The sequence below is a fragment of the uncultured Draconibacterium sp. genome (genome assembly GCF_913060805.1).
Classification (GTDB): Bacteria; Bacteroidota; Bacteroidia; order Bacteroidales; family Prolixibacteraceae; genus Draconibacterium.
The window spans coordinates 26552-53344 of the sequence record NZ_CAJXTC010000011.1 but is presented as its reverse complement, the minus strand read 5'-3'; the positions used below and the strand labels follow the sequence as shown (position 1 = coordinate 53344).

At 42.0% G+C, this 26793-nt stretch carries 27 protein-coding genes; 13 read left to right on the top strand and 14 right to left on the bottom strand.

Annotated elements, in window-relative coordinates:
* Positions 1–2: 2 nt before the first annotated feature.
* From QZ576_RS08680 to QZ576_RS08670, 3 genes are all read left to right on the top strand, one after another.
* Entirely contained in the window at positions 3–2219 is a 2217-nt protein-coding gene (locus QZ576_RS08680; RefSeq protein WP_297096128.1) for an amino acid permease, read from the top strand.
* 64 nt (positions 2220–2283) lie between these two features.
* Positions 2284–2760: a pantetheine-phosphate adenylyltransferase gene (gene coaD / locus QZ576_RS08675; protein ID WP_297096126.1), complete on the top strand. Its 477-nt coding sequence runs from the start codon at positions 2284–2286 to the stop codon at positions 2758–2760.
* A 5-nt stretch (positions 2761–2765) separates the two neighbouring features.
* On the top strand, positions 2766–4187 hold the full coding sequence (locus tag QZ576_RS08670) for a peroxiredoxin (protein WP_297096124.1): 1422 nt from the start codon (positions 2766–2768) through the stop codon (positions 4185–4187).
* Here QZ576_RS08670 and QZ576_RS08665 read toward each other — a convergent pair.
* Positions 4175–4801 carry an NUDIX domain-containing protein gene (locus QZ576_RS08665; RefSeq protein ID WP_297096121.1) on the bottom strand — a complete coding sequence of 209 codons (627 nt, stop codon included), beginning with the start codon at positions 4799–4801 and terminating at the stop codon, positions 4175–4177. The genes QZ576_RS08670 and QZ576_RS08665 overlap by 13 nt on opposite strands.
* A gap of 22 nt (positions 4802–4823) precedes the next feature.
* Between QZ576_RS08665 and pyrE the strand changes: the two genes are divergently transcribed.
* A complete protein-coding gene (gene pyrE / locus QZ576_RS08660) occupies positions 4824–5456 on the top strand; it encodes an orotate phosphoribosyltransferase (protein WP_297096119.1) in 633 nt (210 codons plus the stop codon).
* A gap of 71 nt (positions 5457–5527) precedes the next feature.
* Entirely contained in the window at positions 5528–5977 is a 450-nt protein-coding gene (locus QZ576_RS08655; RefSeq protein WP_297096117.1) for a hypothetical protein, read from the top strand.
* A gap of 271 nt (positions 5978–6248) precedes the next feature.
* On the opposite strand, the gene QZ576_RS08650 is transcribed toward QZ576_RS08655, so the two are convergent.
* Positions 6249–6989: a biotin--[acetyl-CoA-carboxylase] ligase gene (locus QZ576_RS08650; protein WP_297096113.1), complete on the bottom strand. Its 741-nt coding sequence runs from the start codon at positions 6987–6989 to the stop codon at positions 6249–6251.
* Between the two features lie 80 nt (positions 6990–7069).
* On the opposite strand from QZ576_RS08650, the gene rsfS reads away from it, so the two are divergent.
* Genes rsfS through QZ576_RS08620 form a run of 6 tightly spaced genes read left to right on the top strand, consistent with a single transcriptional unit; the run spans position 7070 to position 11955 of the window.
* Positions 7070–7438 (top strand): ribosome silencing factor, encoded by a 369-nt coding sequence (gene rsfS / locus QZ576_RS08645; protein WP_297096112.1) that lies wholly within the window; start codon positions 7070–7072, stop codon positions 7436–7438.
* 6 nt (positions 7439–7444) lie between these two features.
* Complete coding sequence (gene ftsH, locus QZ576_RS08640) at positions 7445–9517, top strand: ATP-dependent zinc metalloprotease FtsH (RefSeq protein ID WP_297096110.1); 2073 nt, start codon at positions 7445–7447, stop codon at positions 9515–9517.
* On the top strand, positions 9518–10132 hold the full coding sequence (locus QZ576_RS08635; RefSeq protein WP_297096108.1) for a lactate utilization protein: 615 nt from the start codon (positions 9518–9520) through the stop codon (positions 10130–10132).
* 34 nt (positions 10133–10166) lie between these two features.
* Positions 10167–10376: a DUF2007 domain-containing protein gene (locus QZ576_RS08630; RefSeq protein WP_297096106.1), complete on the top strand. Its 210-nt coding sequence runs from the start codon at positions 10167–10169 to the stop codon at positions 10374–10376.
* Complete coding sequence (locus tag QZ576_RS08625) at positions 10369–11196, top strand: phosphatidate cytidylyltransferase (RefSeq protein ID WP_297096104.1); 828 nt, start codon at positions 10369–10371, stop codon at positions 11194–11196. Before QZ576_RS08630 ends, QZ576_RS08625 begins: the two co-directional genes overlap by 8 nt.
* Positions 11197–11208: 12 nt before the next feature.
* The gene (locus QZ576_RS08620) at positions 11209–11955 is read left to right on the top strand and encodes a CDP-alcohol phosphatidyltransferase family protein (RefSeq protein ID WP_297096102.1); all 747 of its coding nucleotides are present in this window, start codon (positions 11209–11211) and stop codon (positions 11953–11955) included.
* Positions 11956–12397: 442 nt separating this feature from the next.
* Here QZ576_RS08620 and QZ576_RS08615 read toward each other — a convergent pair whose 3' ends face one another.
* From QZ576_RS08615 to QZ576_RS08580, 8 genes are all read right to left on the bottom strand, one after another.
* Positions 12398–13561, bottom strand: a complete 1164-nt coding sequence (locus QZ576_RS08615) for a sigma-54 dependent transcriptional regulator (RefSeq protein WP_297096099.1) — start codon at positions 13559–13561, stop codon at positions 12398–12400.
* Between the two features lie 133 nt (positions 13562–13694).
* Positions 13695–14333 carry a rhodanese-like domain-containing protein gene (locus QZ576_RS08610; RefSeq protein WP_297096097.1) on the bottom strand — a complete coding sequence of 213 codons (639 nt, stop codon included), beginning with the start codon at positions 14331–14333 and terminating at the stop codon, positions 13695–13697.
* Positions 14334–14360: 27 nt separating this feature from the next.
* On the bottom strand, positions 14361–14972 hold the full coding sequence (locus tag QZ576_RS08605) for a rhodanese-like domain-containing protein (protein ID WP_297096095.1): 612 nt from the start codon (positions 14970–14972) through the stop codon (positions 14361–14363).
* A gap of 13 nt (positions 14973–14985) precedes the next feature.
* Complete coding sequence (locus tag QZ576_RS08600) at positions 14986–15588, bottom strand: YeeE/YedE thiosulfate transporter family protein (protein ID WP_297096093.1); 603 nt, start codon at positions 15586–15588, stop codon at positions 14986–14988.
* A gap of 107 nt (positions 15589–15695) precedes the next feature.
* Positions 15696–16232 (bottom strand): YeeE/YedE thiosulfate transporter family protein, encoded by a 537-nt coding sequence (locus QZ576_RS08595; protein WP_297096091.1) that lies wholly within the window; start codon positions 16230–16232, stop codon positions 15696–15698.
* A 16-nt stretch (positions 16233–16248) separates the two neighbouring features.
* Positions 16249–17190 carry an NrfD/PsrC family molybdoenzyme membrane anchor subunit gene (gene nrfD, locus QZ576_RS08590; protein ID WP_297096089.1) on the bottom strand — a complete coding sequence of 314 codons (942 nt, stop codon included), beginning with the start codon at positions 17188–17190 and terminating at the stop codon, positions 16249–16251.
* Between the two features lie 18 nt (positions 17191–17208).
* Positions 17209–17742 (bottom strand): 4Fe-4S dicluster domain-containing protein, encoded by a 534-nt coding sequence (locus QZ576_RS08585; protein WP_297096087.1) that lies wholly within the window; start codon positions 17740–17742, stop codon positions 17209–17211.
* Positions 17739–19994, bottom strand: a complete 2256-nt coding sequence (locus tag QZ576_RS08580; RefSeq protein ID WP_297096085.1) for a molybdopterin-dependent oxidoreductase — start codon at positions 19992–19994, stop codon at positions 17739–17741. The genes QZ576_RS08585 and QZ576_RS08580 overlap by 4 nt, the downstream gene beginning before the upstream one ends.
* A 564-nt stretch (positions 19995–20558) precedes the next feature.
* On the opposite strand from QZ576_RS08580, the gene QZ576_RS08575 reads away from it, so the two are divergent.
* Both QZ576_RS08575 and QZ576_RS08570 read left to right on the top strand, forming a co-directional pair.
* Positions 20559–20951, top strand: a complete 393-nt coding sequence (locus QZ576_RS08575) for a Rieske (2Fe-2S) protein (protein ID WP_297096083.1) — start codon at positions 20559–20561, stop codon at positions 20949–20951.
* A 1-nt stretch (position 20952) separates the two neighbouring features.
* Positions 20953–23658: a multiheme c-type cytochrome gene (locus QZ576_RS08570; RefSeq protein WP_297096081.1), complete on the top strand. Its 2706-nt coding sequence runs from the start codon at positions 20953–20955 to the stop codon at positions 23656–23658.
* Between the two features lie 320 nt (positions 23659–23978).
* Here the strand turns inward: QZ576_RS08570 and QZ576_RS08565 are convergent, their stop codons facing one another.
* From QZ576_RS08565 to QZ576_RS08550, 4 genes are read right to left on the bottom strand one after another with little or no spacing between them, the layout of a single operon-like run.
* Positions 23979–24482, bottom strand: a complete 504-nt coding sequence (locus tag QZ576_RS08565; protein WP_297096079.1) for a DsrE/DsrF/DrsH-like family protein — start codon at positions 24480–24482, stop codon at positions 23979–23981.
* Positions 24483–24500: 18 nt separating this feature from the next.
* Complete coding sequence (locus QZ576_RS08560; RefSeq protein ID WP_297096077.1) at positions 24501–24812, bottom strand: TusE/DsrC/DsvC family sulfur relay protein; 312 nt, start codon at positions 24810–24812, stop codon at positions 24501–24503.
* A 10-nt stretch (positions 24813–24822) separates the two neighbouring features.
* Positions 24823–25503, bottom strand: coding sequence for a DUF1641 domain-containing protein (locus tag QZ576_RS08555; protein WP_297096075.1), 681 nt, complete (start codon positions 25501–25503; stop codon positions 24823–24825).
* 16 nt (positions 25504–25519) lie between these two features.
* Positions 25520–26755, bottom strand: coding sequence for an FAD/NAD(P)-binding oxidoreductase (locus tag QZ576_RS08550; RefSeq protein ID WP_297096072.1), 1236 nt, complete (start codon positions 26753–26755; stop codon positions 25520–25522).
* Positions 26756–26793 lie beyond the last annotated feature (38 nt).

The following is a 26793-nucleotide window of genomic DNA, read 5'->3' as shown; positions in this document are numbered from 1 at the left end:
ATATGGCTAAATCGCTGGTAAACACTAATGCAAAATTCGGCACTTTGCCGGTTTTTCTAACGGCACTTTCCACCATCCTTGGAGCAATTTTATTTCTGCGTTTTGGCTGGGCTGTTGGTCAGGTTGGTTTTATCGGCGTAATTGGCATTGTTGCCTTGGGGCACATTGTTACTATTCCCACAGCTTTTGCCGTTGCCGAAATTGCCACCAACCAACGGGTGCAAGGCGGTGGTGCTTATTACATTATCAGCCGCTCTTTCGGATTGAACATTGGAGGAGCCATTGGTATTGCTTTATACCTCTCGCAAGCTATTAGTGTTGCTTTTTATGTAATTGCTTTTGGCGAAGCGTTTGAGCCGGTAATAAAATGGATTGGTGAAACGTATAATTTCTACATCCCCGACCGGCGTTGGATTTCCATTCCAACCATGTTTTTGCTGTCGATTCTAATTCTTACAAAAGGAGCAAATGTGGGTATGAAAGCACTGTATGTGGTAGTTGCCATTTTATTGACTTCTATCGCCATGTTCTTTTTAGGCGACTCAACGATAAAACCCGAAGTAGTTAATTTTCACAGTAAAATTCCCAATAACCTGAATTTCTTTTTTGTATTCACCATCATATTCCCGGCATTTACGGGGCTTGCAGCAGGCTTGGGACTTTCGGGCGATTTAAAAGATCCTAAAAAATCGATTCCACGCGGAACGCTGTGGGCAACAGTAGTTGGCATGCTGGTTTATGTTGCCGTTGCCTACAAATTTGCAGTTTCGGCAACGCCCGAAGATTTGGTGGCCGACCAGTTGATTATGAGCAAAATTGCCATTTGGGGACCAATAATTCCGATCGGTCTGGCAGCAGCATCATTAAGTTCGGCATTAGGATCGATAATGGTTGCACCACGAACTTTACAAGCTATTGGCTACGACGATATTTTTCCGCAGGGACACATAAACCGCTGGTTTGCCAAAGGAAGAAAAACCGATAACGAACCCATAAACGGATCGTTGATTACCATTGTTATTGCATTTGTATTTGTTGTTGTTGGCGACGTTGACTTCGTGGCGCAAATTATCTCCATGTTTTTCATGGTAACCTACAGCGCCATTTGTTTAATCTCGTTACTCGAACATTTTGCGGCCGATCCGGCCTACCGCCCAACCTTCCGCTCAAGCTGGCATTTATCGCTTATCGGAACACTTTCATCGTTGTGGCTAATGTTTCAAATGAATGCCACTTACGCAGCGGTTTCGGTAGTAATAATGGCCATAATCTACTACGTTATCATGCTAAACAACGAAGAAAACCAGGGGCTGAACAAATTGTTCCGTGGCGTGATCTTCCAACTTAGCCGCCAGTTGCAAATTATGCTTCAGCGCGCCGACAGCGAAAAAGATAAAAGCTGGCGACCTTTTGGTGTTTGTATTTCGCACGATACGTTTAAACGTCGTTCTGCTTTCGACATCATGCGCTGGATATCGTACAAATACGGATTTGGAACCTACATCCACTTTATAAAAGGGTTGCTGAACGAGAAAAATACGAATGAATCAAAACAAGTACTCGACCGTTTGATACAACTTTCGGCAGGAAGTGATAACCGCGTTTATCTCGACACAATTATTTCGCCGTCGTATACTTCGGCAATTGCGCAGGTGGTGCAACTTTCCGGAATTTCGGGAAAAGGAAATAACCTGATTCTGTTTGAGTTTTCGCGCACCGATCCGGGAAATTTGAAAGAAATTACGGGCAATTATCAAATCGTTGAATCGGCCGGTTTCGACATTTGTATTCTGAATACTTCGTACAAAAGTTTTGGGTACAAAAAAGAGATTCATATCTGGATACGACCGGAAGATTATGTGAATGCAAACCTGATGATTTTGCTGGGTTACATTATTTTAGGTCATCCGGAGTGGAAAAAAGGAAAGATTAAAATATTTGCGCTTTACCCCGAACAAGACATGGAGGAAAAACGCAAACAATTGATGGAGTTGATAAAAGCCGGACGTTTGCCAATTAGCCCGTCGAACATTTCGATGGTGCCTTACGAATCGGGTGACCGGAAAAGCAAAATCATGAAATATTCGGCGGATGCCGACCTTACAATCATTGGTTTTACTACCGATGCATTGAAAAATATTGAAGAATTCAGCGAAGGCTACAACGACCTGGGCAACATCCTGTTTGTGAGCTCAAACCGGGCAAAAGCAATAAACTAGCCGCCGCCTTCGTTTTTACGCTAAGCATTTTTAGCTAATTTTGAAGCACTTTAAACGATTCAAAATGGAAAGAATAGCCATATTCCCCGGATCTTTTGATCCATTTACAGTAGGACACGAGTCGATTGTTCGACGTGCCATTTCAATGTTCGACAAAATTTATGTCATGATCGGTTTTAACGCCAATAAGAAATCGTTCTTTCCCATTGAAAAAAGGCTGAAGTGGATCAACGAGGTTTTTAAAGATGAGCCCACTGTTGAGGTTCGCCTGCACGAAGGACTGACTGTTGATTTCTGTAAAGAAGTGGGAGCAAAATACATTTTACGCGGCATACGTACCTCGTCCGATTTTGAATACGAGCGTGCCATTGCCCAGGTAAATAAAAAGATGCATCCCGAAATTGAATCGGTATTTCTGCTCACCCTGCCGGAACATACACCGGTTAATGCAAGTATAATTCGCGACATTGTTTCGCATGGCGGAGATGCCAGCATGTTCCTGCCAAAAGGGCTGGATATGAGCGAATTTAAAGTTGAATAACACCTATGAACAATAGCATACGTTTTCTGATAATCCTCATCGCTTCGCTGGGCTTTTCGTTAAATGGAATCGCAACAACTATTCGTTGCACCAATCCGGAATACGCCAACGAACAGCTTACTTTTTATACCTTTGCCGACCCGATTTCAAACACCGACAAAGTGGCTTTTACTTTAAAATTTAACAGCGAAGGAACCAGCGAGGTTTCCATACAAATTGATGAGCCGGTATTTACTTTTTCTGAATTTGGAATTTACCGCGGAATGCTCTTGATTGAACCGGGAAAAACCATCGATTTAAAACTTCCGCCACTAAAAAAGAAATCGTTTGCCGACCAAAAGAATCCGTACTTTCAGCCGATTTCGTTTTGGTTTTTCACCAACAACGGCGAAATGCTTAACGACAAGATCAGTCGCTTTGAACAGAAACTAAACGAATTGACCGACAAAGATTTTAACGCCTTATATTTTCAACAATCCGAAGCTGCCTTTAACCGACTAAAAGCCGGAATCGACGAAGCTTTCCCTGAAAAAGGATCGGAGAGTTTTGAGCTGCACAAAACATTGCGTTTAAAACTTATGGAAGCTGATATTTTTAGAATGAGTCCAGAAGATTATTCTGCTATTTTTCAGTCAATTTCGCCAAAGTTTTGGGGACATCAATCGTTTAAAACCTTATTCGACAAAACTTTCGACAAGCAATTGAGCTTTTCGGCAAAAGCCATTGGCGGAGCTAAAGTATCAGCCGCAGTTGCCGGCGAAAACATTAACGGCCTGCTTGCTTTTATTTCGGAGAAATATAAGTTATCGGGAAAAATGGCCGATTTGGTGTTATTAAAAATGCTGCACGATGGTTTTTACTCCAAAGAATTTCCGGAGAAAGCCATTAAAAATATGATCGCCAGCAAACATTTTACCAACAACCCGGAAATTAAAATACGTGAGGCAGCCAAAAACGTGGCGGCAAAAATCTCGTTTCTGGAAAAAGGAAGCGGAGCACCGGCGATTTGTTTAAGCGACCTTAACGGCAAAAAGGTTTGTACAAACAACAGCCAGGAGAAATTTAAATACCTAATTTTTGCCGATGTGGAGACTGTTATTTGCCAGGAACATTTAAAATACCTGAGCCGCCTGAACGAACTATTTAATAAAAACCTCGAAATTTTTGTGGTGCTGAGAAACACCGACAGGGCAGGAATCGATAGCTTTTTTAAAGAAAACAAGGTTCCGGCAACTATTTTAATCGACACGGAAAATTCAGCCATTTCAGAATATAAGGTCCGGTCTTTTCCACAATGCTATTTGCTAAACGAAAAACACCAGGTAGTTTTCGACGATGCTAAAGCGCCGCTAAATGGCTTCGAGCAACAATTTGGCACCTGGTTGCGTAACGAGCTGTTTATGCGTCAGCGTAATCAAGCGCGGTAAAGTTCGATCAGCGCTTTTAAGTTTTCGTAGGTATTTTCGAGTACCACGTCCAGCTCATTCGGATGAAACCAGCGCACTTCGGTAATTCCTTCTTCCAGTTGCGGAACTGGCGTTTCCGCACCATTGTAGTCCATTTCAAACCAATAGGTTTCTTTAAAAATCCACTGCCCCAATGATTTTTTGTACGGCGACTTGTAAATATGATAGGTTGATGGCAGCGCTTTTACAATCGAGTGATTTGTAATGCCACATTCTTCTTCCACTTCGCGCAAAGCTGCAGTTTCAATACTTTCACCTTTATCGATTTTTCCTTTCGGCAAATCCCATTTCCCGTGCCTGAAAATAAAAAGCAATTTCCCATCGTATTTTACCACTCCTCCGGCAGCGTCAATTTGCAAAAATGCCGATCTGAAATTCTGAAACACAAGCTCAACTTCGGGATGTTCTACAACAGTTTCCGGGATATCGCTGTTTTCAAAATCCGACAACCAGCCCATTATATCGTCAATGCCGCTGTTTTCGGTCAAAATCCGGCATAGTTTACTCAATGTTATATTCGCGCCCGGCACAAAACCGATCCTCTTTTCATTCAAAAAAACTTTATACTTTTGCATTGAATTAAAATTGCACATAATTATGGAAAATATACAAACAGAAGTAACCAAGAGATTACTTGAAATTAACACTATAAAGATACAACCAGATAATCCATTTACATGGGCATCGGGTTGGAAATCTCCAATTTATTGCGACAACAGAAAAACGCTTTCTTATCCTGACACCCGCGCGTACATTCGCGATGCATTTGTACAGCTGATTCAGGAAAAATACCCGGAGGCAGAAGTAATTGCCGGGGTAGCAACCGGAGCTATTGCAATTGGTGCGTTGGTGGCTGATAAACTGGGACTTCCGTTCGTTTATGTTCGTTCGAAACCAAAAGGACACGGATTGGAAAACCTGATTGAAGGCGACCTGAAACCATTCAAAAAAGTGGTAGTTGTTGAAGACCTTGTGTCTACAGGAATCAGCAGTTTAAAAGCTGCCGAGGCCGTTAACAACTTTGGTGGCGATGTTGTGGGAATGGTATCAATTTTCACTTACAATTTCCCATTGGCAAAAGAAAACTTCCAGAAAGCAGGTATCGAACTTACTTCGTTAAGCCGTTACCAGATCCTGATCGACTTTTCGCTGGAAAGAGGCGATATTACAAAAGACCAGGTAGAGTCGCTGATGGAATGGCGCGAAGACCCTGCCAACTGGGGAAAATAATCTGAAAGTAAAAGACATTAAATATTTCCCGCTCCTAATGGTTATTGGGGGCGGGATTTTTTATTAAAACTATGGCACTCAACAAATACGTTAGCGAAGTAAAAGTTATCGAACAAAATCAGCAGGTGGTTTTTAATTACCTGTCGAATTTCGAAAACCTGTCTACTTACCTCAATTCAGGATTGATAGAGAAAATAACAGAAAAGGTACCGCAGATTAAAATTACCGACTTTGAGTCGGACCAGGACTCCTGTAAATTCAATATCACCGGGCTGGGAGTTGCCGAAATTAAGATTGTTAACCGCGAGCCATTTAAAACGGTAAAAGTGGAAAGTTCGGGTGGTTTACCACTGAGTTTTACTTTCTGGATTCAGTTAATGCCAGTTAATGAATACAAAACAAAAATGCGCCTTACGCTGCATGCCGAAATGAGCATGATGATTAAAATGATGGCCGGAAGCAAACTGGAAGAAGGCATTAATCAGTTGGCCGACACACTATCGAGATTGCCCTATCAGTAACAATTGGCATTTGGCAAATATCAATAGGCAAAGATTTTACCACGGAGTTACACAGAAAAAGAAAGCTGAATTTCGAATGTTGATTAACGATTGCAGATTTTAGAAGGAGTAGGCAATTGGTAAAATCTAATGTGTTCTATGTGTCTTTTGTGGTTCACAAAAATGTCAATAAACATTGAGGGACAAATGCTTCTTATACAATTTAACAGTTTAGCAATAGAACAATTTAGCAATCTAATTCAATCTTCCTTTCAATCTCCATCAATCTTTTTCAAACAACAAACTCCACCTCTTTAAACATATATTCGCATACATTTCCGTCGGGCTCTTCTAACTGAAGTTGCCCAAAACTGCCAATGCCTGCAATTCTGGCGCTAAACTCTTTGCCGTCTTTCCGGTACGGGTGCAAACCTTCATTTCTGAACAGAGATTGGAAATATTCTGCATCAACTTTTTCGAGTCTCCCCTCACGCAATACCTCAATATAATCCTCCAGCCTCAGCAAAAATTCTTTTAAAATATCCTGAATTTCAAAATCCTTTTTCAAGAGTTGTTTCATCGACACCGGGTTGGGTGCATTCGACAGAAACTGCTCCTGATTTACGTTAACACCAATGCCAACTATCGAAGAATCAAGCGCTATCCCCTTCACCGTGTTTTCGATTAAGATGCCGGCAATTTTCTTTTCACCCACATAAATATCGTTGGGCCACTTAATTTTTACGTCATCAAGTTGCTGTTTTAGTACGTCGGCCAAAGCCAGGCTAACAACTTTCGAGATATAAAACTGTTTGCCGGCTTCTAAAAAACCGGGGTACAGAATCACACTGAAAAGCAAATTTTTATCGCGTTCGCTTTCCCAAAAATTACCCACTTGCCCACGGCCACTTTCCTGGTAATGTGCCAAAACGACAGTGCCTTGAGCCGCCTTTTCCTGCACCAGTTGCTTGGCATAGTTGTTGGTACTATCGAGCTCGTTAAATACGATTATATTTTTGTCCGTTAAAAACATATAATTTCAAAAGTAAACCATTCTCTTAAAAAATGGTTAATGGACAAAAAGATTATCTTTGTAGGGTACAATAAATTTTTATGAGTAAAGCAGAAGAATCAAAGATTTTATTAGAAGCAATTCTTGAAGGTATTCATCGAATAAAAGGGAAAGATATAAAGCACGTTGATCTGGAAAGTATTGATCATACAGAATGCGGACATTTTATAATATGCCACGGAACCTCCTCAACACATGTTGATTCAATTGCACACACGGTAGAACAAACGGTTAAAGAAATTACCGGCGAAGATGTTTGGCATCGCGACGGCTACCGAAATGCAATTTGGATACTACTGGATTATGGAGATGTAATGGTACATGTTTTCCAGGAAGAAGCACGGCAGTTTTATAACCTCGAAGGACTTTGGGCTGATGCAAAAATTACACAAATTGAAGAAGAAGATTAAAAGACCATGACAGATAAACAAAACAACAAAAAAGATCAGAACAATCTGAACAACCCTTTTGGGAAATTAAATCCCAAGAACAACGGTAAACCGCCAAAATTCAATGCGTATTGGATTTACGGAATTATAGCTGTTGTTTTTCTTATTGTACAATATTACATCAGCACCAGCAAAGGCCCTGTTGACACATCGTGGCCCGAGGTAAAACAAATGTTGCAAAACGGCGATGTTAAACGTATTGTAGTAATTAACGAAAAAATTGCCCGGATTTATTTGAAAGAAGACCGGATAAAAAATTACGAATCGCAGTTTGAAGGGAACTTCTCGAAACCATCAGATATTGGCCCGCATTTTAAACTGAATACCGGACCGATTGAAAAATTTGCTGAGGATCTTACCGTTGCTCAGGAAAATATGCAAGACAAAGTCTTCCCGGTTTACGAGGATGAGCAGAATTGGGCTCGCGACATTATTTGGTCGATCGGGCCTTTTGTACTGATAATATTACTGTGGTGGTGGATTTTCCGAAGAATGAGCCGTGGTGGTGCCGGAGGAGGTGGCGCCGGCGGTATTTTCAATGTCGGAAAGTCGCAGGCCAAAGTTTTTGATAAAGACCAGAAAGTTTCGACAAACTTTAAAGATGTTGCCGGACTTGCAGAAGCCAAACAGGAAGTGGAAGAGATTGTAGAATTCCTGAAAAGCCCGGCAAAATATACCAAACTCGGTGGTAAAATTCCGAAAGGAGCACTTTTGGTTGGTCCTCCGGGAACGGGTAAAACCCTGCTTGCCAAAGCTGTTGCCGGCGAAGCAAACGTTCCGTTTTTCAGCATGTCTGGTTCCGATTTTGTGGAAATGTTTGTGGGAGTTGGAGCATCGCGTGTTCGCGACTTGTTTAAGCAAGCCAAAGAAAAAGCACCTTGTATTGTGTTTATCGATGAAATTGACGCCATTGGTCGTGCCCGTGGTAAAAACCCAAATATGGGATCGAACGATGAACGTGAAAATACGCTGAATCAGCTGCTTACCGAAATGGATGGTTTTGACACCAACAGCGGGGTAATCATTCTGGCAGCAACCAACCGTGCTGATATTCTCGACCGTGCATTAATGCGTGCCGGCCGTTTCGACCGTCAGATTCACGTTGAGTTACCCGACCTAAATGAGCGTGGTGAGATTTTCAATGTTCATTTACGTCCGTTAAAATTGAGCGAAGAAGTAAAAGTTGATTTTCTGGCTAAACAAACTCCGGGATTCTCGGGTGCAGATATTGCCAATGTTTGTAACGAAGCTGCGTTAATCGCTGCCCGTAGAAACAGAGATTCGGTTACCAAACAGGATTTCCTTGACGCTGTTGACCGTATTATCGGTGGTCTGGAAAAGAAAAATAAAATCATTTCTCAGCAAGAGAAGAAAACAATTGCTTTCCACGAAGCTGGCCACGCCACCATTAGTTGGTTGCTGGAATATGCGCACCCGCTGGTTAAAGTAACGATTGTTCCGCGCGGAAAAGCGCTGGGAGCAGCTTGGTATTTGCCCGAAGAGCGTTCGATTACAACCAAAGAACAACTGTTGGATGAAATGGCGTCGGCTTTGGGCGGACGTGCTGCAGAAGAAATTACATTTGGTAAAATTTCGTCTGGCGCACAAAACGACCTCGAAAAAGTTACCAAGCAAGCTTATGCGATGGTTAGCATTTTTGGTATGAGCGAAAAAGTAGGAAACGTAAGTTATTACGATTCAACCGGTCAGTCGGATTATTCGTTCACCAAACCATACAGCGAAAAAACCGCAGAATTAATCGATCAGGAAGTAAAAATACTTATCGACAGCCAGTATGAACGTGCGAAGCAAGTATTGAAAGAAAATACCGAAGGACATTCGAAACTAGCCAATTTGCTGCTTGAACGTGAGGTGATATTTAGTGAAGATCTGGAAGAGATTTTTGGCAAACGTCCGTGGGATAAAAAACACGTAATTTCGGAAAACGGAAACGGTGAAAAACCCATAAAAACAGATCTTATCGAAGACACAAAAGCAAAAACTGAAGAAAATCACGAGGAGGAAACAACAAAAGAATAAATGGCATCGGCTCGAGAAGAAATATTGAACAAGCTTAAAAAAGCTATTCACCCCGAGCCGGAGATGCCCGATTTTGATGCTCCCGTTTATCACTCTATTGAAAAATCTTTAGATCAGGCATTTAAAGAAAATCTGGAGGCGGTAAACGGGAGTGTTTATTTGTGTAAATCAGAAGAAGAGCTTGTTGAAAAGCTAAAAACGCTATTGCAGGATATTCCTAAAACGGAAGTGGTTTGTGCTGAAAATGAGCTTCAGGAGCTGCTGACAAAGAACGGAATTGAGCATCAAAATTACCACGAAAGGCAACAGGCAATAGAAGCAGGAATAACATCCTGCGAATTTTTGATTGCACACACCGGATCCGTAATGGTAAGTGCAGCTTTGCAGGGAGGCCGGCAAATGTCGGTGTATCCACCGCAACACATTGTGATTGCCCGGAAAGATCAGCTGGTTGATTTCCAGCATACCGCTTACGACAAAATACAGGAGAAGTATGCTGATCAGTTGCCTTCGCAAATTACCTTAATTACAGGGCCAAGCCGAACCGCAGATATTGAAAAAACGCTGGTTATGGGCGCTCACGGGCCGCGCGAATTACATGTGTTTATCTATTAACTTCTTGGAAACCATATTTTGTTAACTTTGCAGCATGGAAAAAGGTTGGGAAATGATTTTTATGACAACGCACGAGTACAAGGCCGAAATGGCTAAAGACCTACTTGAAAGTGCCGGGATAAAAATTGTTGTTCTGAACCAACACGATTCGGCGTACCAGAATTTTGGCGAGTACAAAATATATGTGGCCGAAGAAAACCGTGACGAGGCTATTAACCTAATCAAAGAATTAAAAGGTGAGTAATTTACTTAAACGCTCTCTAACAGGAGTTATTTATATAGCCGTTATGCTGGGCGGAACGCTGCTGCATCCCATCATTTTTGCAGTGGTATTTGCATCTCTTTTATTTATTACCCAATACGAATTTTATGCCATGGTGGAAAAAGCCGGTCATCATCCTTCGCGAATTATCGGAAGCATTTTTGGCGTTATCTTTTTCCTGATTTGTTTTGGCTTATCGAATAATTACCTGCCGCGCCAGTTTGGTTTTAGCTTTATTGCAATCGTTGTTATTCTGCTTGTTGTCGAAATTTTCAGAAGCGACAAAGACACGCTAAAAAATGCAGGTTCAAGTACACTTGGTTTTGCCTACATCGCACTGCCTTTTAGTTTGATGAACTTTGTTGTGCATACATCAATTAATGGGCAAAATACTTTTTACCCATGGATAATGGTTGGTGTGTTTTTTATACTTTGGATCAACGATTCGGGAGCTTATTTGGTGGGAACACAGTTTGGCAAACACAAAATGTGTAAGAATATATCACCGGCAAAATCGTGGGAAGGATTAATTGGAGGAGCCGTTTTTGCCATAATTATGGGGATAGTAAATGCAGTTCTATTTCAGGCGGTGAGCATGGTTAGCTGGATTGCTATTGCAGTGCTTACTGTGGTTTTTGGCACATTGGGCGATTTATTTGAATCGAAGATAAAACGCGAAATCGACGTAAAAGATTCGGGCACATTTTTACCCGGACATGGCGGATTTTTAGACCGTTTGGATAGTTTGCTTTTTGTTATCCCAGCAATTTTTATTTGGCTCATTTTTACCGGAAACGTGTAAAGGAACTTACAGATGAGAAACATTATTAAACAGATACCCAACTTTATTACCACCCTCAACCTTTTATCAGGAGTTATTGCCACCATTTTTGCCATCGACGGTCACCTGATCTGGGCAGGAATTTTTATTTGTGCCGCTTCGGTTTTCGACTTTGCCGACGGACTTGCCGCAAGAGCATTAAAAGCTTACTCTGAAATTGGTAAACAGCTGGATTCGTTGTCGGATCTGGTGTCGTTTGGAGTGGCTCCCGGAGCGATTTTATTTACCTTACTGGAGTTTGCCATGTTCGGGGAAAACCAGCCAATTCACGAAATAAGTGCTGACTGGTGGCAGTGGATCATTCTTTTTTCTTCATTTCTGGTGCCTGTGTTTGGTGCGCTTCGTTTAGCCAAATTTAATGTTTACCTGAGCGACGAACCATTTTTCAGAGGTTTGCCAATTCCTTCAAACGGAATATTTTGGGCTTCGCTGGGATTGATGCTTGAATTCCCGAAATACCACGATAATTTTCAAATGCTGTATTCCACAAAAAACCTGGTTATTCTGGGTATTTTCATGTCGGGAATGATGGTAATTAACCTACCAATGTTTTCGCTAAAAGTGAAAAACCTGCGTATAAAAGACAACTGGTATCGTTACCTGTTCCTCGGTTTATCAGCCATTTTACTAATCGTTTTTAACGTTTACGGATTGGCGCTGATCATCTTACTTTACATTATTCTGAATGTGATCTTTTACCTGTTTAAGGTGGAATTTTAGAAAGGGATCGAAGTGGAAATCCAACCCGTACCGGGTTGTTTGCTTTTGTCTTTCGGGTCCCTATTAAAATCGAACTCCTATGGAGTTTTCAAAGGTTTATATCGTTAAATGCTCTCCTGCAAAAGCCCGGGACGGGCTTGATTATAGTAATAAGTAATAGATCCCAAGAAAAAGGAATCCGGTAGGGATTCGATTAGGGGGAGAAAATACCAAAGATATACCTCTAGACTGTTGAGAAATACAGAAAAGAAAAGCCTCTGAAAACGGAAGAAAATATTTTCCCGAGGGAAAGATTAATAATACGCCATGACAAATTGACTTCCGAAACCAGAGGCTAATATCTTTAGTAGCTAACGTTACAGAACGTTATAAACTACTTTGTTACATACTTAACAACAAATCAGTAAAGTTGTTTTTAGATTGAGGAATATTTTAAAGAAATCTACTTTAGAGGAGCCGCAAATTTTAAAACATCGGCGTCGGTAATTTCCTTGTCGCACAAAATAATGAGCCTTTCAATTACATTCCGGAACTCGCGGATATTTCCGGTCCAGTTAATTTTTTGCAACTCTTTTATGCCCTTTTCCGTAATCGTTTTTTCCTGCATACCGTACTCGCCACAAATTTGCTTAACAAAGTGGCCGGCAAGTAATGGAATATCGTCAAGGCGTTCGTTAAGCGTAGGAACATGAATTAAAATCACACTTAAACGGTGGTACAAATCTTCGCGAAATTTATTTTCATCGATCTCGTTAGCCAGGTTTTTATTGGTAGCAGCCACCACGCGTACATCAACTTTTATGTGTTTATCGCCACCAACACGGCTGATAATACTTTCTTGTAACGCACGTAAAACTTTGGCTTGTGCCGAAAGACTCATATCGCCAATCTCATCCAGGAAAAGTGTACCGCCATTGGCTTGCTCAAATTTTCCTTTGCGTTGTTTTACTGCCGAAGTAAACGCACCTTTTTCGTGACCAAACAATTCACTTTCAATCAACTCGGAAGGAATAGCAGCACAATTTACCTCAACAAACGGACCTGACGAGCGGTTACTCTGGTCGTGAATTCGGCGGGCAACCAACTCTTTTCCCGATCCGTTGGCACCGGTAATTAAAACGCGGGCATCGGTTGGAGCCACGCGGTCGGCCATTTCAATAATTTCGGAAATGGCTTTTGACTCGCCAATGATTTCAAATTTCTTATTAACCTTTTTCTTCAGAATTTTAGTTTCGGTAACCAGTGTCGATTTATCCATAGCGTTGCGGATGGTAATCAACAGTCGGTTTAAATCAAGCGGCTTTTCAATGTAATCGAACGCTCCCTTTTTTATCGAATCAACAGCGGTATCAATATTTCCGTGCCCCGAGATCATAACGATCGGCGTATCGGGTGCAAGAACTACCGCGCGTTCCAGCACTTCAATCCCATCCAGTCCCGGCATTTTAATATCGCACAACACCACGTCGTACTCGGCCGAACGAATTTTCTCAATTCCTTTTGTTCCATCTTCTGCCAGATCTACTTCATATTTTTCGTATTCAAGAATATCTTTTAAAGTGTTCCGAATACTTCTCTCATCATCTATTACCAGGATCTTTGACATGCGTTTCTATTTTAATTTCGAATATAACAATAAGTATTGAGCATTGCTTTACAAAAATGATTCCAATAAAAAATCCTGAAGACAGAATCTCCAGGATTTTTTAAATATCGTTGTGTAATTACTTATCAATCTGCTAACAACCGCCGGCAGCCACACTTGTTTTTTCTCGACGACGCACCTGAACAGGTTTGTTATCCTGATCAGCATTGATTTCAGAGCCGTCTTTTGGTGCAGCCATTTCAGCGTAATTAAACCGCGGAAATCCGCTAAAATACGCATCGTCGTTTATGGTAGCCGCCAAGTCAGCTTCATTGGCTTTGTAATACTCGTAACCACCCAGCAAAAGTTTGATATTGTTAAAACCTACCTGACGGAAAAACATCCACGGACCATTGGCCTGCAATTCGTTTTCGCCATACAAAACGATGGTTACGCCCATATCGCGAAGTGCTTTCAAACGTTCCAAATTATCAGGATCGGTTAAAGTATTTGCCGATAAATTCTCGGCTCCGGGAATATGTCCTTGCCCGAAAACAAAGTTATCGCGGATATCGAACAGAACGATACTGTCGGTATTACCGTCGATTACATCTACCAGCTCCCACGGGTAAAAATAGTCCTCACCATCGAGCAAAGCCTCAATACTTTCGTCCATGCTTTTTTGGTATTCGAACAAAGGTTTTGGCATGGTTAAAAAGCCAATAGCGAGAATAACCACAAATACTGCCACTGCGATTAATGTTCTCCACGGATTTAGTTCATGTATATGCATGCTATTAATTTTTTCAAAAGTTAGAAATTAGCAACCACCGGCCGCAACGTTTGTTTTTTCTCTTCTGCGAACCTGTACTTCAACATTGTCGCCATCTGGAGTTGCGGCTTCAGCACCGGTAAAATAAATTTGTGCTCCCTTACGAAATGCGTAAAGTTCGTGATCAACCGAAGGGGCATCAGCATTAGGTTGTGCAGGCTCGATAATGGTTTGCATCCATTTATTTAAACCGCCTTTCATAACGTAGGTACCATCAATTCCCAAACGTTTGGTAAGCACCCATGTTTGATCGGCACGGATATCGTCGTTTGAAATAAACACCACTTTAATGCCCGGAACTCCAAAATATCCCAGATTGCCATCGTTTAACAAATCCTCAAGCGGGATATTTAACGAACCCGGCAAAGCATATTCGTCATATTCCGCTGCCGGACGCACATCAACCATTAACAACGACGGATCGCCCTGAATGATCATTTTAGCCACCTGGTCGGTGGTTACATATCGTGTAGGCTGAATAATTTCCTGCAGCAATTCCTCAGGAGCAATTTGTTTTGGCTCATCATCTGTGGTTAAAAACAAAGTGCCTACCGCCAACACAAGCATAAGTACGGTTAGTAAAATATAGTTTCTATTCATCGTTCTCAGTCGTTTAGAATTTATATTGCTTCATGTTTTTACGCACGCGTTTCTCGATAAACATTGTTCCCCAGAAAGCAGCCAGTGCCACCACTGTAAATATTACAGCGAATACCGGAGCAGGAATACCGGTCAGATCGGTAAGGGTAACGTTTCCGAGGTTTCCGCTTGTAAAGAAGTTTTCGAACAATGGAAATGCCAGCGAAAAACCAAAGATTCCCACGTAAAGCCCAATCGCAAAAAATACGGCATCGAGTTTACCAATGGCAATTCCGGTAAAGCTGGTTCCCGGGCAAAAACCGCCCAACACAAATCCAACTCCCATTATTACTCCACCAACGATCATTGGTCCTAAAAATGTTGGAAGAATAAATATTTGCGAAAGACTGATCCAGCCCACATAATCGAAATATAACAGACCAACCATTGCTACGATTAACGCGGTAAAAAATACGCGAAGCACAACAAAGTTATAGCCGTAAAATACGCCGGCCAGGTTTCTTGATGAAGAAAAACCCGATGCTTCGAGAATAAATCCAAATGCGACTCCGAGTAGAATTGCGATAACAAAATCCCATCCGCCGCCAATTACACCATTAGGAATTAAAGGTCCCATATCTTATTTCTTTTTAATATTCTATATTATTTACAGTCTCAGTATTCAGTTTACAGTCTCAGTATTTTCTGCCCTGCCTACTGCCAACTGCGACTGCGAACTTTTCACTAGATCCAAAATTTTCTAAAAAAGTAAGCCACCAGGTAGCCGGTACCAAAAATGGAAAACATTACAATTACACCGCCTAAGGCAAAAGTTGCAGTGCCACTTAATGCGGCTCCACTGGTACATCCGCGGCCAAACTGACTTCCCAAACCAAAAAGAGCTCCACCAATCAAGGCTAAAATGAGTCGTTTTTTATTGGAAATCTGAGGTCCTTTATCAATTCTGAATTTCTTCATTCTTCCGAAAACAATACCGGAAAGAATTCCACCCAATAAAAGTCCCAGCGATTCGAACACCAGCCAGGTATTCATTGGCGAATGACCGTCGCTAAGAAACTGACACATATATGCATTAGCTTCGGTAGCTTTTGGCGCAATAGTATTTGATGTTGTTACAACTGCACTTTTAACCGCCCCGCTGGCACCCAGTCCACGGCCTGTAATAAATACAGTTGCAAGAACCAATAGTCCGAGTAAAACACCTCCTAGATAAGGGTTGATGTATTTCGGTTCTTTTATATTTGTTTGTTCTGAACTCATATTAGTATAGTTTATTTTAATAGAGATAACGTGTAATTTGTCCGGCTTCAACCATAATAAAACGGAACATAAAACCACCAAATAAAATCATTACCGGAGGTAACCATTTTGGTACGTGCATTCCCCAAATTTCAAGGGTTTCGAACAAGGCCGGAAAGATCAATCCGATGGCCACAACAAACACCCAAAAACTTACGGTAAATTCTCCACCAAGGAATAAGTTAGCTGCTTCGATAGCTGTTTCCGAGCCAGCCAAAAATCCCATAAAAAGGTGAACGATCAGAAAGATTTCGATGATAATAAAAACAAGGTCGATCCTGCTTAATATTTTCCGTTCGTTGGCATCTTTACTCATCCAAATGATGGTTGCAAGCCCGGTTGAGAATCCCGAAACCAGGAACAGCGGCCCAAGTATGGAAGTATTCCATAACGGACGTGCATTAAATGCCGACAGCAAAATTCCGGTATAAACACCCAATATGATCGCATAGACCATCATAATCCACGCCAGGCTTACTCTGTGTTTTATTACAAAAGCCTCGAACTTTTCAAGGAAATCAAATTTCCAGTTCCAGCCCGGGATCAGTTCTTTCATGTAACTGGCCACCCATATAAACGATATCGGAGTAATGATCATCAGTGTCCAGGCTCCCCAACCCATTGGCGATTCCAATCGGATGGTGGTGTACAATTGCCAAAAGAAAAGTTTATGTTTTAAATCGAGAAACAGCGCAAATAAACCCAGTACCAATGCAATTGGAGCAATGATTGGCGCAATTTTTACCGTTGTCTTCATTTCATTTTCTTTTCCCCTGACCACATAATATCCGGCAAAAAACAATATTCCGGCAGCCAAACCACCTAAAAACAAATAGAGTGGAATTTGCCAGTGCCATATATTGAGGTATGGATCAATGTTCGGAATATTTCGTCCGCTTACAAATAATTCTTCTTTCATTCTATCAGGTTTTAAGCGTTAGGTTAGAAAATACAATTGTGGTTTTGTTCCGGCTTCAGGTGCCAGTACTTTCCATGAACGGTCTTTGATTGCCAACGAAACATCGCTGTTCGGATCGTCCAAATCGCCAAAATGCAAACACTTGGTAGGACACACATCAACACAAGCCGTATTTTGTCCTTTCTGAACGCGGTGCAAACAGAAGGTACATTTATCAACATAACCTTCAGGATGTGAGTAACGTGCATCGTAAGGGCACGACTGAATACAGGCGCCACAACCAATACATTTATGGTGAGTTACGGTTACAATTCCACCTTCTTCGATATGACTTGCCCCGGTTGGACAGCATCTCACACATGGAGAATTATCGCAGTGATTACAACGTTCCGAACGAAATTCAAGACTTAAGCTTGGGTAAGTTCCGTCAACGCGTTCAACAATCCAGTCGCGACAGTAACCATGTGGTACATTATTCTCAGTTTGACAGGCCACTACACAGTCGCCACACCCAACACATTTTTTTGTGTCGATCGCCATTGCATATCTCATGCTTTAACCTCCTTTCCTTCCAGTGCAGGATCTTCTGTTAAAAATGTTATAAAGTTTCCTCTCATTCCGGTACCACCCATAATCGGGTCAACTGCAACGTTGGTAATCATTTCGGTATCGGCGGCTCCTTTTCCAAAAGCCCTCGAGAGTTTTTTGTTTTTATGACCAAATCCGTGAACCATGTACACCGAATCCCATCGAATCCGTTCGGTTACACGAACTTTTACAGGAAATGATGTGATGGCATCGTCTTGGTTTTTCAGCCAAACTTCTTGTCCGTTTTTCAGTTCCCACAAGTCGGCAACTTTTGGATTTACCCAAACGCTGTTTTCGCTCATCAAGTCTGATAAATTCGGGTTATTTGATGTACGGCTAAAAGTGTGCATTGGCGCACGACCATAAATCAAACGGTAGAAATTCTGAGGCGGCTCAGGATGTTTTGTATAATTTGGAATCGGATCAAAACCGTGGTCGGCAAAATCAACCGAATAAAGTTCAATTTTTCCGGTGGTGGTATTGAAATCAAAGTTTTCGCCATCGCCCAAATAAAGCGGTCCGCTCTTTCTTGGGTACTTTTTAACCCCGATTTTCTTCATTTCTTCCAGCGAAGTACCCAGCTGTTTTAACTGCCAGTCGATTACTTCCGAATAATCATCGTAGTTAAAGTAGTCGTGCAATCCTAAACGTTCGCCAATTTGTTTGGCGATCCACCATCCCGGTTTCGAATCGTATTTTGGTTCGATGGCCGGCATACGCAATGCGATGTTTGGCTCGCGGTTAGCGGCAGAGCGAATTACATCGTAACGCTCCAGGTAGGTTGCCTCAGGGAAAACCACATCGGCATAACCCGTGATATCCATTGGCATAGTATCCATTACTGCAATAAATTCTACCGAATCAGCAGCCTCTTTGAATAACGGTTTATCCGGCATCGACAGCGGCAGGTTTGTTCCGGCCACCAACCATGCTTTAAGCTGATGTTTATAGTTGTATCTTGGAATAGATGCTTTTAAGGCCTCGGTTGTAATTCCCATTGTTGCCAGCGGGTATCGGTCTTCATTCCAGTCTTTCCATGTCCATTTTGGTTCAGGAAAATGTGGGTGTGGATAGGCAGGAACAGAAACGCCCTCTGGGAAATATAATCCACCGCGCTTTCCCCATGATCCTAATAAAGCTGTCAGAATTGCCATGGCGCGTCCGCGTTGTGTATCGTCGCCGTACCAAACAACGTGGCGTCCCGGGTGAATAATTACTGCAGGAGCTGCATCGGCCATAGCGCGTGCAGTTCTTCTGATTTCTTCCGGCTCAATTGTAGTGATGCCATACGCCCACTCCGGAGTCATATTTTTTACGTGGTCTTTTAAATAATCAAGACCAAACGTGTATTGCTCAACGTAATCTTTATCGTATAACCCTTCGTAAATCAGCACGTGAATCCATGCCATTAACAAAGCAATATCGGTTGACGGTTTGATTGGCAACCAGTGATTTGAATGTGCTGCTGCCGTTGAAAAACGCGGATCAACCGTAATAATGGTTGCGCCGTTATCAATGGCATCCGACATTTCCTGCACCTGCGAGTTGTGCATGTTTTCGCCCAGATGCGAACCAATTAAAACAAGACATTTGGTATCTCTGATATCGGTACATTCAGGCGAACCAACATATGCACCAAAAGTTGAGAAGTATGCCGATGAACGCGGTCCACGACAGTTGGCAAACGCCGGCTCAGCATTACTTTCCGAACCGTAAGCACGCAACAAATGATGAAAATGACCACCAGGAGTTCCGTGGTTGAACAAACCAAAAGCTTCAGGACCGTGCTTTTCTTTCACTTCCTTCATCTTATCGGCAACTTTATCCAAGGCCTCTTCCCAGCTTGCTTCTCTGAAATATTGAGTACCATCTTTGCGCGTATCTCTTATCAGTGGTGTTTTTAAGCGGTCTTCGTCGTAAACCATACCAACACCTCCTGTTCCGCGAGGACACAAGCGACCGTTACAATGCGGATCGTTCTTGTTACCAACAACTTTTCGTATAGTTCCGCTTTTGTCAACATAAGCCCACGCAGCACATTTCCAAAAACATACTTCGCAATAAGTTGGATACGGAGTAAGATCCTCATCACTTACCGGACCTTCTGTCTTCGATTCGAAGAGCCCGAAACCTTTTGATCCAAAAGCTTTAAAACTTATGGCTGCAGCTCCGGCACCGGCAGTTGAAATTTTGATAAAATCCCGTCTTGTCTTCATTCGTCTAAATAGTTTATTTTAATGGTAACTCATGCAACATGTTGTCTACATGGTTATTTTCTTTCCAATTTTTTTTTTGACGTCGATCACGCTTCTCTTTCTCCTTAAAAACTGTTTTAAAAAAGAGCTGGAGAATAAGAGTTTAGCATCTTTTTAAAGTTATTCATATATAACTATCTATATTTTTAGATATCGGGCAAATATAAAAATGATTTTACATTTTGGTGGCTTATATGCTTAATTTGAAACCATTAAAAATAAGCACTTACGCTTAGAACCAATCAAATCACCACAGAACCTATAATGCTTACTTCTAAAGAATTAGAGCATAGCTCAACGAGCAAATAAAATTAATTATAATTTAGAACCGAACCAGAATTGCAAACAAGTTCTTTAACATATGTGCACACCTACTAAATCGTTGTTTTTTTGATTCATTTGGATATAAAGTTTGATTTAATAGTTTTCTGTGACTTAGCGCACTTCCTTTAGTTTTATTAAACAGAAAAATTTTCAATTTCCTAGTTTACTCAATTTATTACATTTGTCTCAAATAATACACGGATGAAAACCAAAAACCGAAGAGTATTTTTGAAAGTTGCGGCGGTAGGATTTGTTTCGTTTTTTGCACTCATTTGGAATAAATTAACGCTCCAGCATATTGCCAATTCCGGTACAGAAGTGGCTTCTGTGCCGCTGAACAAGAATAAGGAAGTGCAGTTTTTCGACAAATACATTATTGTTAATTCGGATAATAAAACAAAGGTTTTTTCATCGCACTGCAGCCACCTGGGCTGCAAAATTGACAAAATGGAAAGCGGGAAATTGGTTTGTCCGTGCCATGGTTCGGAATACGATCTGCAAGGACAGGTTATAAAAGGGCCGGCGTATAAAAACCTTACATTGCTCGATTCTTCGGTTTCCGACGATGGGAAATCACTAACTATAAAAGGATAAAATGGCAAAGAAGAATGATAAAACGACTTTTGGAACAGTGGCTGTAGCCCTGTTCTGGCTGGTTATTTTATCAGGTGTGTTGCTTGCCGTACCTTTTAATGTTGAGTCGCCTTACCTGAGTGTAAGCACAATGATCGTTACCAACCCGTGGGCGGCGCTCATCCGTAATTATCATTACTGGAGTTCGCAATTCTTCCTTATTTTCAGCCTTATTCACCTTTACGATCATTTTCATTACAAAGAAAATATTGGACTTAAAAAGGGACTGGCATTCCGTTTAAGTATTGGTGTGCTGATTATTTTTCTGGCCATGATCACCGGGTTTTTACTGAAAGGTGATTCCGACAGCGAGCAGGCTAGACAAATATTACAAACACTGGCCGAGCGTGTTCCGCTCATTGGCGAGTCGCTGGCTTTTTCGTTGCTTGGTCACCCGGAAAGTTACCAGCTAATTTATGTGCACCATATTGCCACGTTTACGGTCTTTATTGCGGTAATAATGATTGAGCACAGCCGAAGAAAATACTGGCCGCCCGTGTTGGATTTTGTTGTTTCGGCAATTGGAGTTTTGGCATTTAGTTACCTTTTCAGCGCACCGCTGCACGACAACCTAAATCCTGCTGTTAAAGGGCCGTGGTATTTTGTTGGCTTCCAGGAAATATTGCACTGGTTGAGCCACCCCGCGTGGTCGTTACTGCTATTTCTGGTTCTACTCGTTTTGCTTTACCTGGTTAATTCGGCCAAAGGAAAAATCGTATTTCTCAGCAAACGAAGTTTATTGGTTTTTACTGCTTTCTACCTGGTTTTAACAGTAATCGGATTATTTTTCCGTGGAGAGCGCTGGCAATGGAAAAACCCGTGGCAGGAAAATTACCGCTACGAAGTGCTGAATAATTTTAAATCGCCGATAGTAAAACTTACCCCCGAGTTTGATTTGGGGACAGCAATAGCTTCACCCGTTATTCAGGGACGAAAAGAAAGCTGTCTGGCCTGCCATTCGGAAACGCATGGCCTTACCGATTCGCATTCGCCTGAAGCCATTGGTTGTGTTTCGTGCCATGGAGGAAATCCGTTTGCAACCGGCAAAAATCAGTCGCATAATAATATGATCCTTATTCCGGGAAACCTGGCAACAGCGCCACAATCCTGCGGAACTACGCAGTGTCATCCGGAAATTGTTGAGCGCGTACCCACCGGTTTAATGGCAACGTTAAGCGGCATGATCAGTGTTGATCGTTTTGTTTTTAACGAGCAGGACAATCCGGATGAACTGGCCAATGTACATCATCTTGGTAACTCGGCTGCCGATGAACACCTTCGAAATTTATGCGTTCGCTGCCACCTTGGAAATCCAAAAACAGAATATGGCCCTGTTGACGAAAGCAGTCGTGGCGGAGGTTGCCTTGCCTGCCATCTGAATTACAGCCCCGAAGCAGAAATAGCACTTGCTATGGCAAAAGACACTATTGTTAATGCACATCCGTCAGTGAGTCTGGCCATTAGCAACAACCACTGTTTTGGATGCCACAGCCGCTCCGGCAGGATTTCGACCAGTTACGAAGGCTGGCATGAAACAACGCTTGAAGCCAGACAAATGCCCGACAACGACAACAACTACCGCCTGATTGAGAGAGAACGTGTATTTATAAAAAAGCAACAAGACGTGCACCACGAGTTGGGTATGGAATGTATCGATTGTCACCACTCCTACGAAGTAATGGGCGACGGAACACTTTATGCCCACCAAGAAGATCAGGCTGATGTGCAATGTATTGATTGCCATTTTGATGGCGATGCAAAAACGATAAAAGCTGAAAATCTTGACAATGAATCGGCAATTATTGCCGCTTTGCGTTTGGGTAATATTTCTGACAAAGAATTTCTGGTAACCGGCAAACGCAACCACGCGTTAGTAAATACTTTTATTGAGAACGACACTGCCTTTTTACAGACCAAAAACAGCAACGTCAAAATGGCGTTAACACGTCCGGCAGAAGTTTGCACACGCAGTAACGCACACTCTGATGTTGCGTGTTCAAGCTGTCACTCGTCGTGGGTACCAACTTGTATTGGCTGCCATAACGAATACGATCCGAACGAACCATCGTACAACATGGTTACCAATAAAGAACAAACCGGTGGTTGGGTAGAATTTTTTGGCGAGTACGAGGCAAAACTTCCGTCGCTTGGAATGCGGACCGAAGGCGAAAAATCAGAGGTAATTCCAGTTGCGCCGGGTATGATAATGACCATCGACAAAAGCACTTACACTGACGACACTGATAATTCCACTATTTTCCATCGTTTGTATGCGCCGGTTGCACCGCACACCACCACCAAAGAAGGGCGCGATTGCAAAAGCTGCCACAACAGCTCGCTAGCCCTTGGGTATGGCGAAGGGAAACTGGAATACGAAATTGCAGACGGAAAAGGTAAATGGAAATTCTCTCCGCTATACCAGCGCGATGTAAACGATGGTTTGCCTGCCGATGCGTGGATCGATTTTCTGCAAACCAGAACCGGGAAAGTAGCAACGCGCTCGAATGTTTCTCCGTTAAGTATTCAACAGCAACAAGCCATATTAACGGTTGGTGCCTGCCTCACTTGCCACGATGATAACTCGAGAATTATGCAAGCCACGCTTAACGATTTTGAGGGGCAGCTGGAAAAACGAAGTTCAGCATGTATTCTTCCGGATTGGAAATAAAAAAAGCGCCACCTGAAAACAGATGACGCTTAACTTCCTCGTATATTAACCTGAGTTCGATTTTAAATATTATATCTCAGAAATACAGAAATGTGCAAGATTTGAATTAAAAATATCGCAGGAATAGCGGGCTATTTCCAGATATTTTTGGTTTAAAGATTGTGCATTTCTGTATTTTCCTTCTGATTTCATTAATTTTTGCATAAATCGCTTCAAATTTTCTTGCATTATCACAATAGTCCTATAAAAATCTGAAGCGATTTCTCCTAAAAATAAATTGAAACTGAGATAAAATTTAAAGTCTAATTCAGGTTAGTAGATTAAGTAAAAATAATCTGGGTACCGTCCCCTCCAGACATAGCGTATAAGTCTCCAACTGTTATAATAGCTTTTACATGTTCACACAAGTCATCTTTCGTCAGTTTGAACATATCGGCTGCCATTTTACAGGCATAAATTTCGCCGCCGCCTGCGGTTATCATATCAAGAAATTCGTCAACCGGCGGAACATCTAATTCATCCATTTGCTTTTTCATCATTGATGATACCCCTGCTTCAACTCCCGGGATTGCCCCAAGCAAAGTAGGAAAAGACCAACCGTTTGGCATCCGCATTCCCGGATTACCAACTGTAGCCGTGTGCAACTTGTTCATCTGGTTTTTGGTAATGGCATCCAGTCCAAAAAATGTAAAAAACAACTTGGCCTCAATACCTTCCATGACTGCTCCATTTGCCATTATCAAACCAGCATACACATCTTCAATATTGGCTTTGGCTACAATGATCATCACCTTTTTTAAAGGCGTTTCTTTTACATCAGTCATATTCTTAAGTTTTTGGTTTTAAACGCAACTTGCCGGTTTCGCAATACCAGCATATTTTGAAGATAGTTTTAACGGACCGCCGGGAAACAATTGGTACAATCCCTTAATATCAACGATACCCGATTTTCCAACTTTTCTGATCGTGAGCGACGCTCCCGCCGCTTCCTGCTCACGTAAATAGCCCAACACTTCGTAGTGTTTGTCAGTCAATTCAATACCATCTTCTTTTGCCATTTCTGCAGCAACTTCCTTGCTCCAATCCGATTTGTTTACCAGGTAGCCTTCAGCGGTTACCTCAACAGTTTTTCCTGCGAAAGTTTTTTCTGCCATAATCTTATTTTTAATTGTTGTTTTTATTGGTTTCTGCAGCCATGTTCTTCATAAAAGTCACAAAGAATCCCAGCGCACGTTTCATTTCCGGTTGATTCATTTCGCGCATAACCTTAAAAATGGAATACTCCGGAACATGTTCCATTTCCATGCTTCCGTAAATTTTAAGTCCATTGTTCATCGCTTTCATCATTTCTGGTTGTGTTGCCGAGCGCACTGTCTCCATAATGGTAACAATGTTATCGGCCAGCTCTTTCACATCGTCCGGTTTGTAATGGGTAATAATATTATCGAAGATCTGTCCGGCCTCGGCAAAGAAATCGAAGTAGCCTTTTTGATCCAACTCATTTAGTTTTTTGGAGAAGTCGATGATCACCTCGTTTAGAATTGGTGAAGCATCTTTTATCAGATCATTGATACTTTCAAACATTTCCAGAAAGCGGTTCATGTTATCGATGTTACGCAGAATACGCAACATGAGCCCCTTCACTTCATCGATATCAAGATGCACCATTCGGTTATCGAGGTCTTCAACTGCCGTATCGTACATATCCTTCCCTACAATCGACAGGTCGGAAATCAAATCTTCCACCTCGTTGGTTTTAAGCCGCTGCTGGTTTACGTACTCCAGCAGCAAGTCAACCTTTTGATTCAGCTCCGATATTTGTACTTGTAATGATCTCTCTTCCATAATCAGGCTCCTTTTATTAGTTCACCTTCTTTTTCCCGGCCATTGTCATTAGCGGCTCCACCGGCAACTCTTTTCCTTTAAGCAGAATATGCCAGTAGATCCAGCGGAACATCACTTTACCATAGTGGTTGATTTTGGTATTTTCGAGCAAGCCAAACGGCCCGATGCCCGGTAGCGGGAATGTTCCCGGAAGTGGTTCTGTATCGTAATTGAAATCGATAAGTGCACCTTTGCCAAAACCTGTTTCGATGTAGCAGTTGGCATGACCATCGAATTTGGCATGCAACGGACGGCCTTCGATGGCACTCATCAGGTTCTCGAATAAAATATCAGCGGCAAAGTGAGCCACCGATCCGGCTTTGGATGTTGGAATATTTGAAGCATCGCCCAACACAAAAATGTTTTCGTGTGCCACCGACTGCAACGTATGTTTATCGGTTGGAACAAAGTTCAGATCGTCGCCCAAACCGCTTCGTTCAATCATTTCGTCGCCCATATTTACCGGCACCACGGTGAGCACATCAAAATCAATTTCTTTTTCGTCGTATGAAATAAGCTTCTTCTCGTCGTTATCTACCCGCTCGATATAAAAATCAGGAATTACTTCGATGTTTTTCTCGGCCAACAGCTCCGAAAGCATTTTGGTAGCAACGGGTTTGGTAAAAGCTCCCGGCATTGGCGTAACATAGGTTATCTCCACCTTATCGCGAATGCCCAGACCCGTAAAATAGGCATCGGCCAGAAACACAAACTCAAGCGGTGCAACCGGACATTTATATGGCAGTTCGGTAATCGCCATAACCAGTTTTCCACCTTCCCAGCCTTTAAGGAACTTTTGCAGTGCCAAAGCGCCGTTGATGGTATAAAAATCGAAGATCTCCTTGTACCACAACTTATCTTTCAAACCCGGAGTTTCATCCGGATTGGTTTTGGTACCGGTAGCCACAATCAGAAAATCGTAATTCAGCACTTTCCCGCCATCAAGATGTACTTTGCTGGCATCGCCCTCAATTCTGTCGATTGCCGAATAAATCATTGTCACCCCGGCCGGAATAAAATCAGCCTTTGGTTTTATCACATCTTCCTTCTGGTAAATACCAAAAGGAATAAATAAAAATCCGGGTTGGTAGTAATGTGTTTTAAACTGATCGACAATGGTGATTGCCCACTCGTCTCTGTCGAGTGCCTTCCGTAGCTTATTAGCCATCATTGTGCCCGCAGTTCCGGCTCCAAGAATTACTATCTTCTTCATTTTAAATCGTTCTATTGGTTATCAGCGATTTAAAGTTA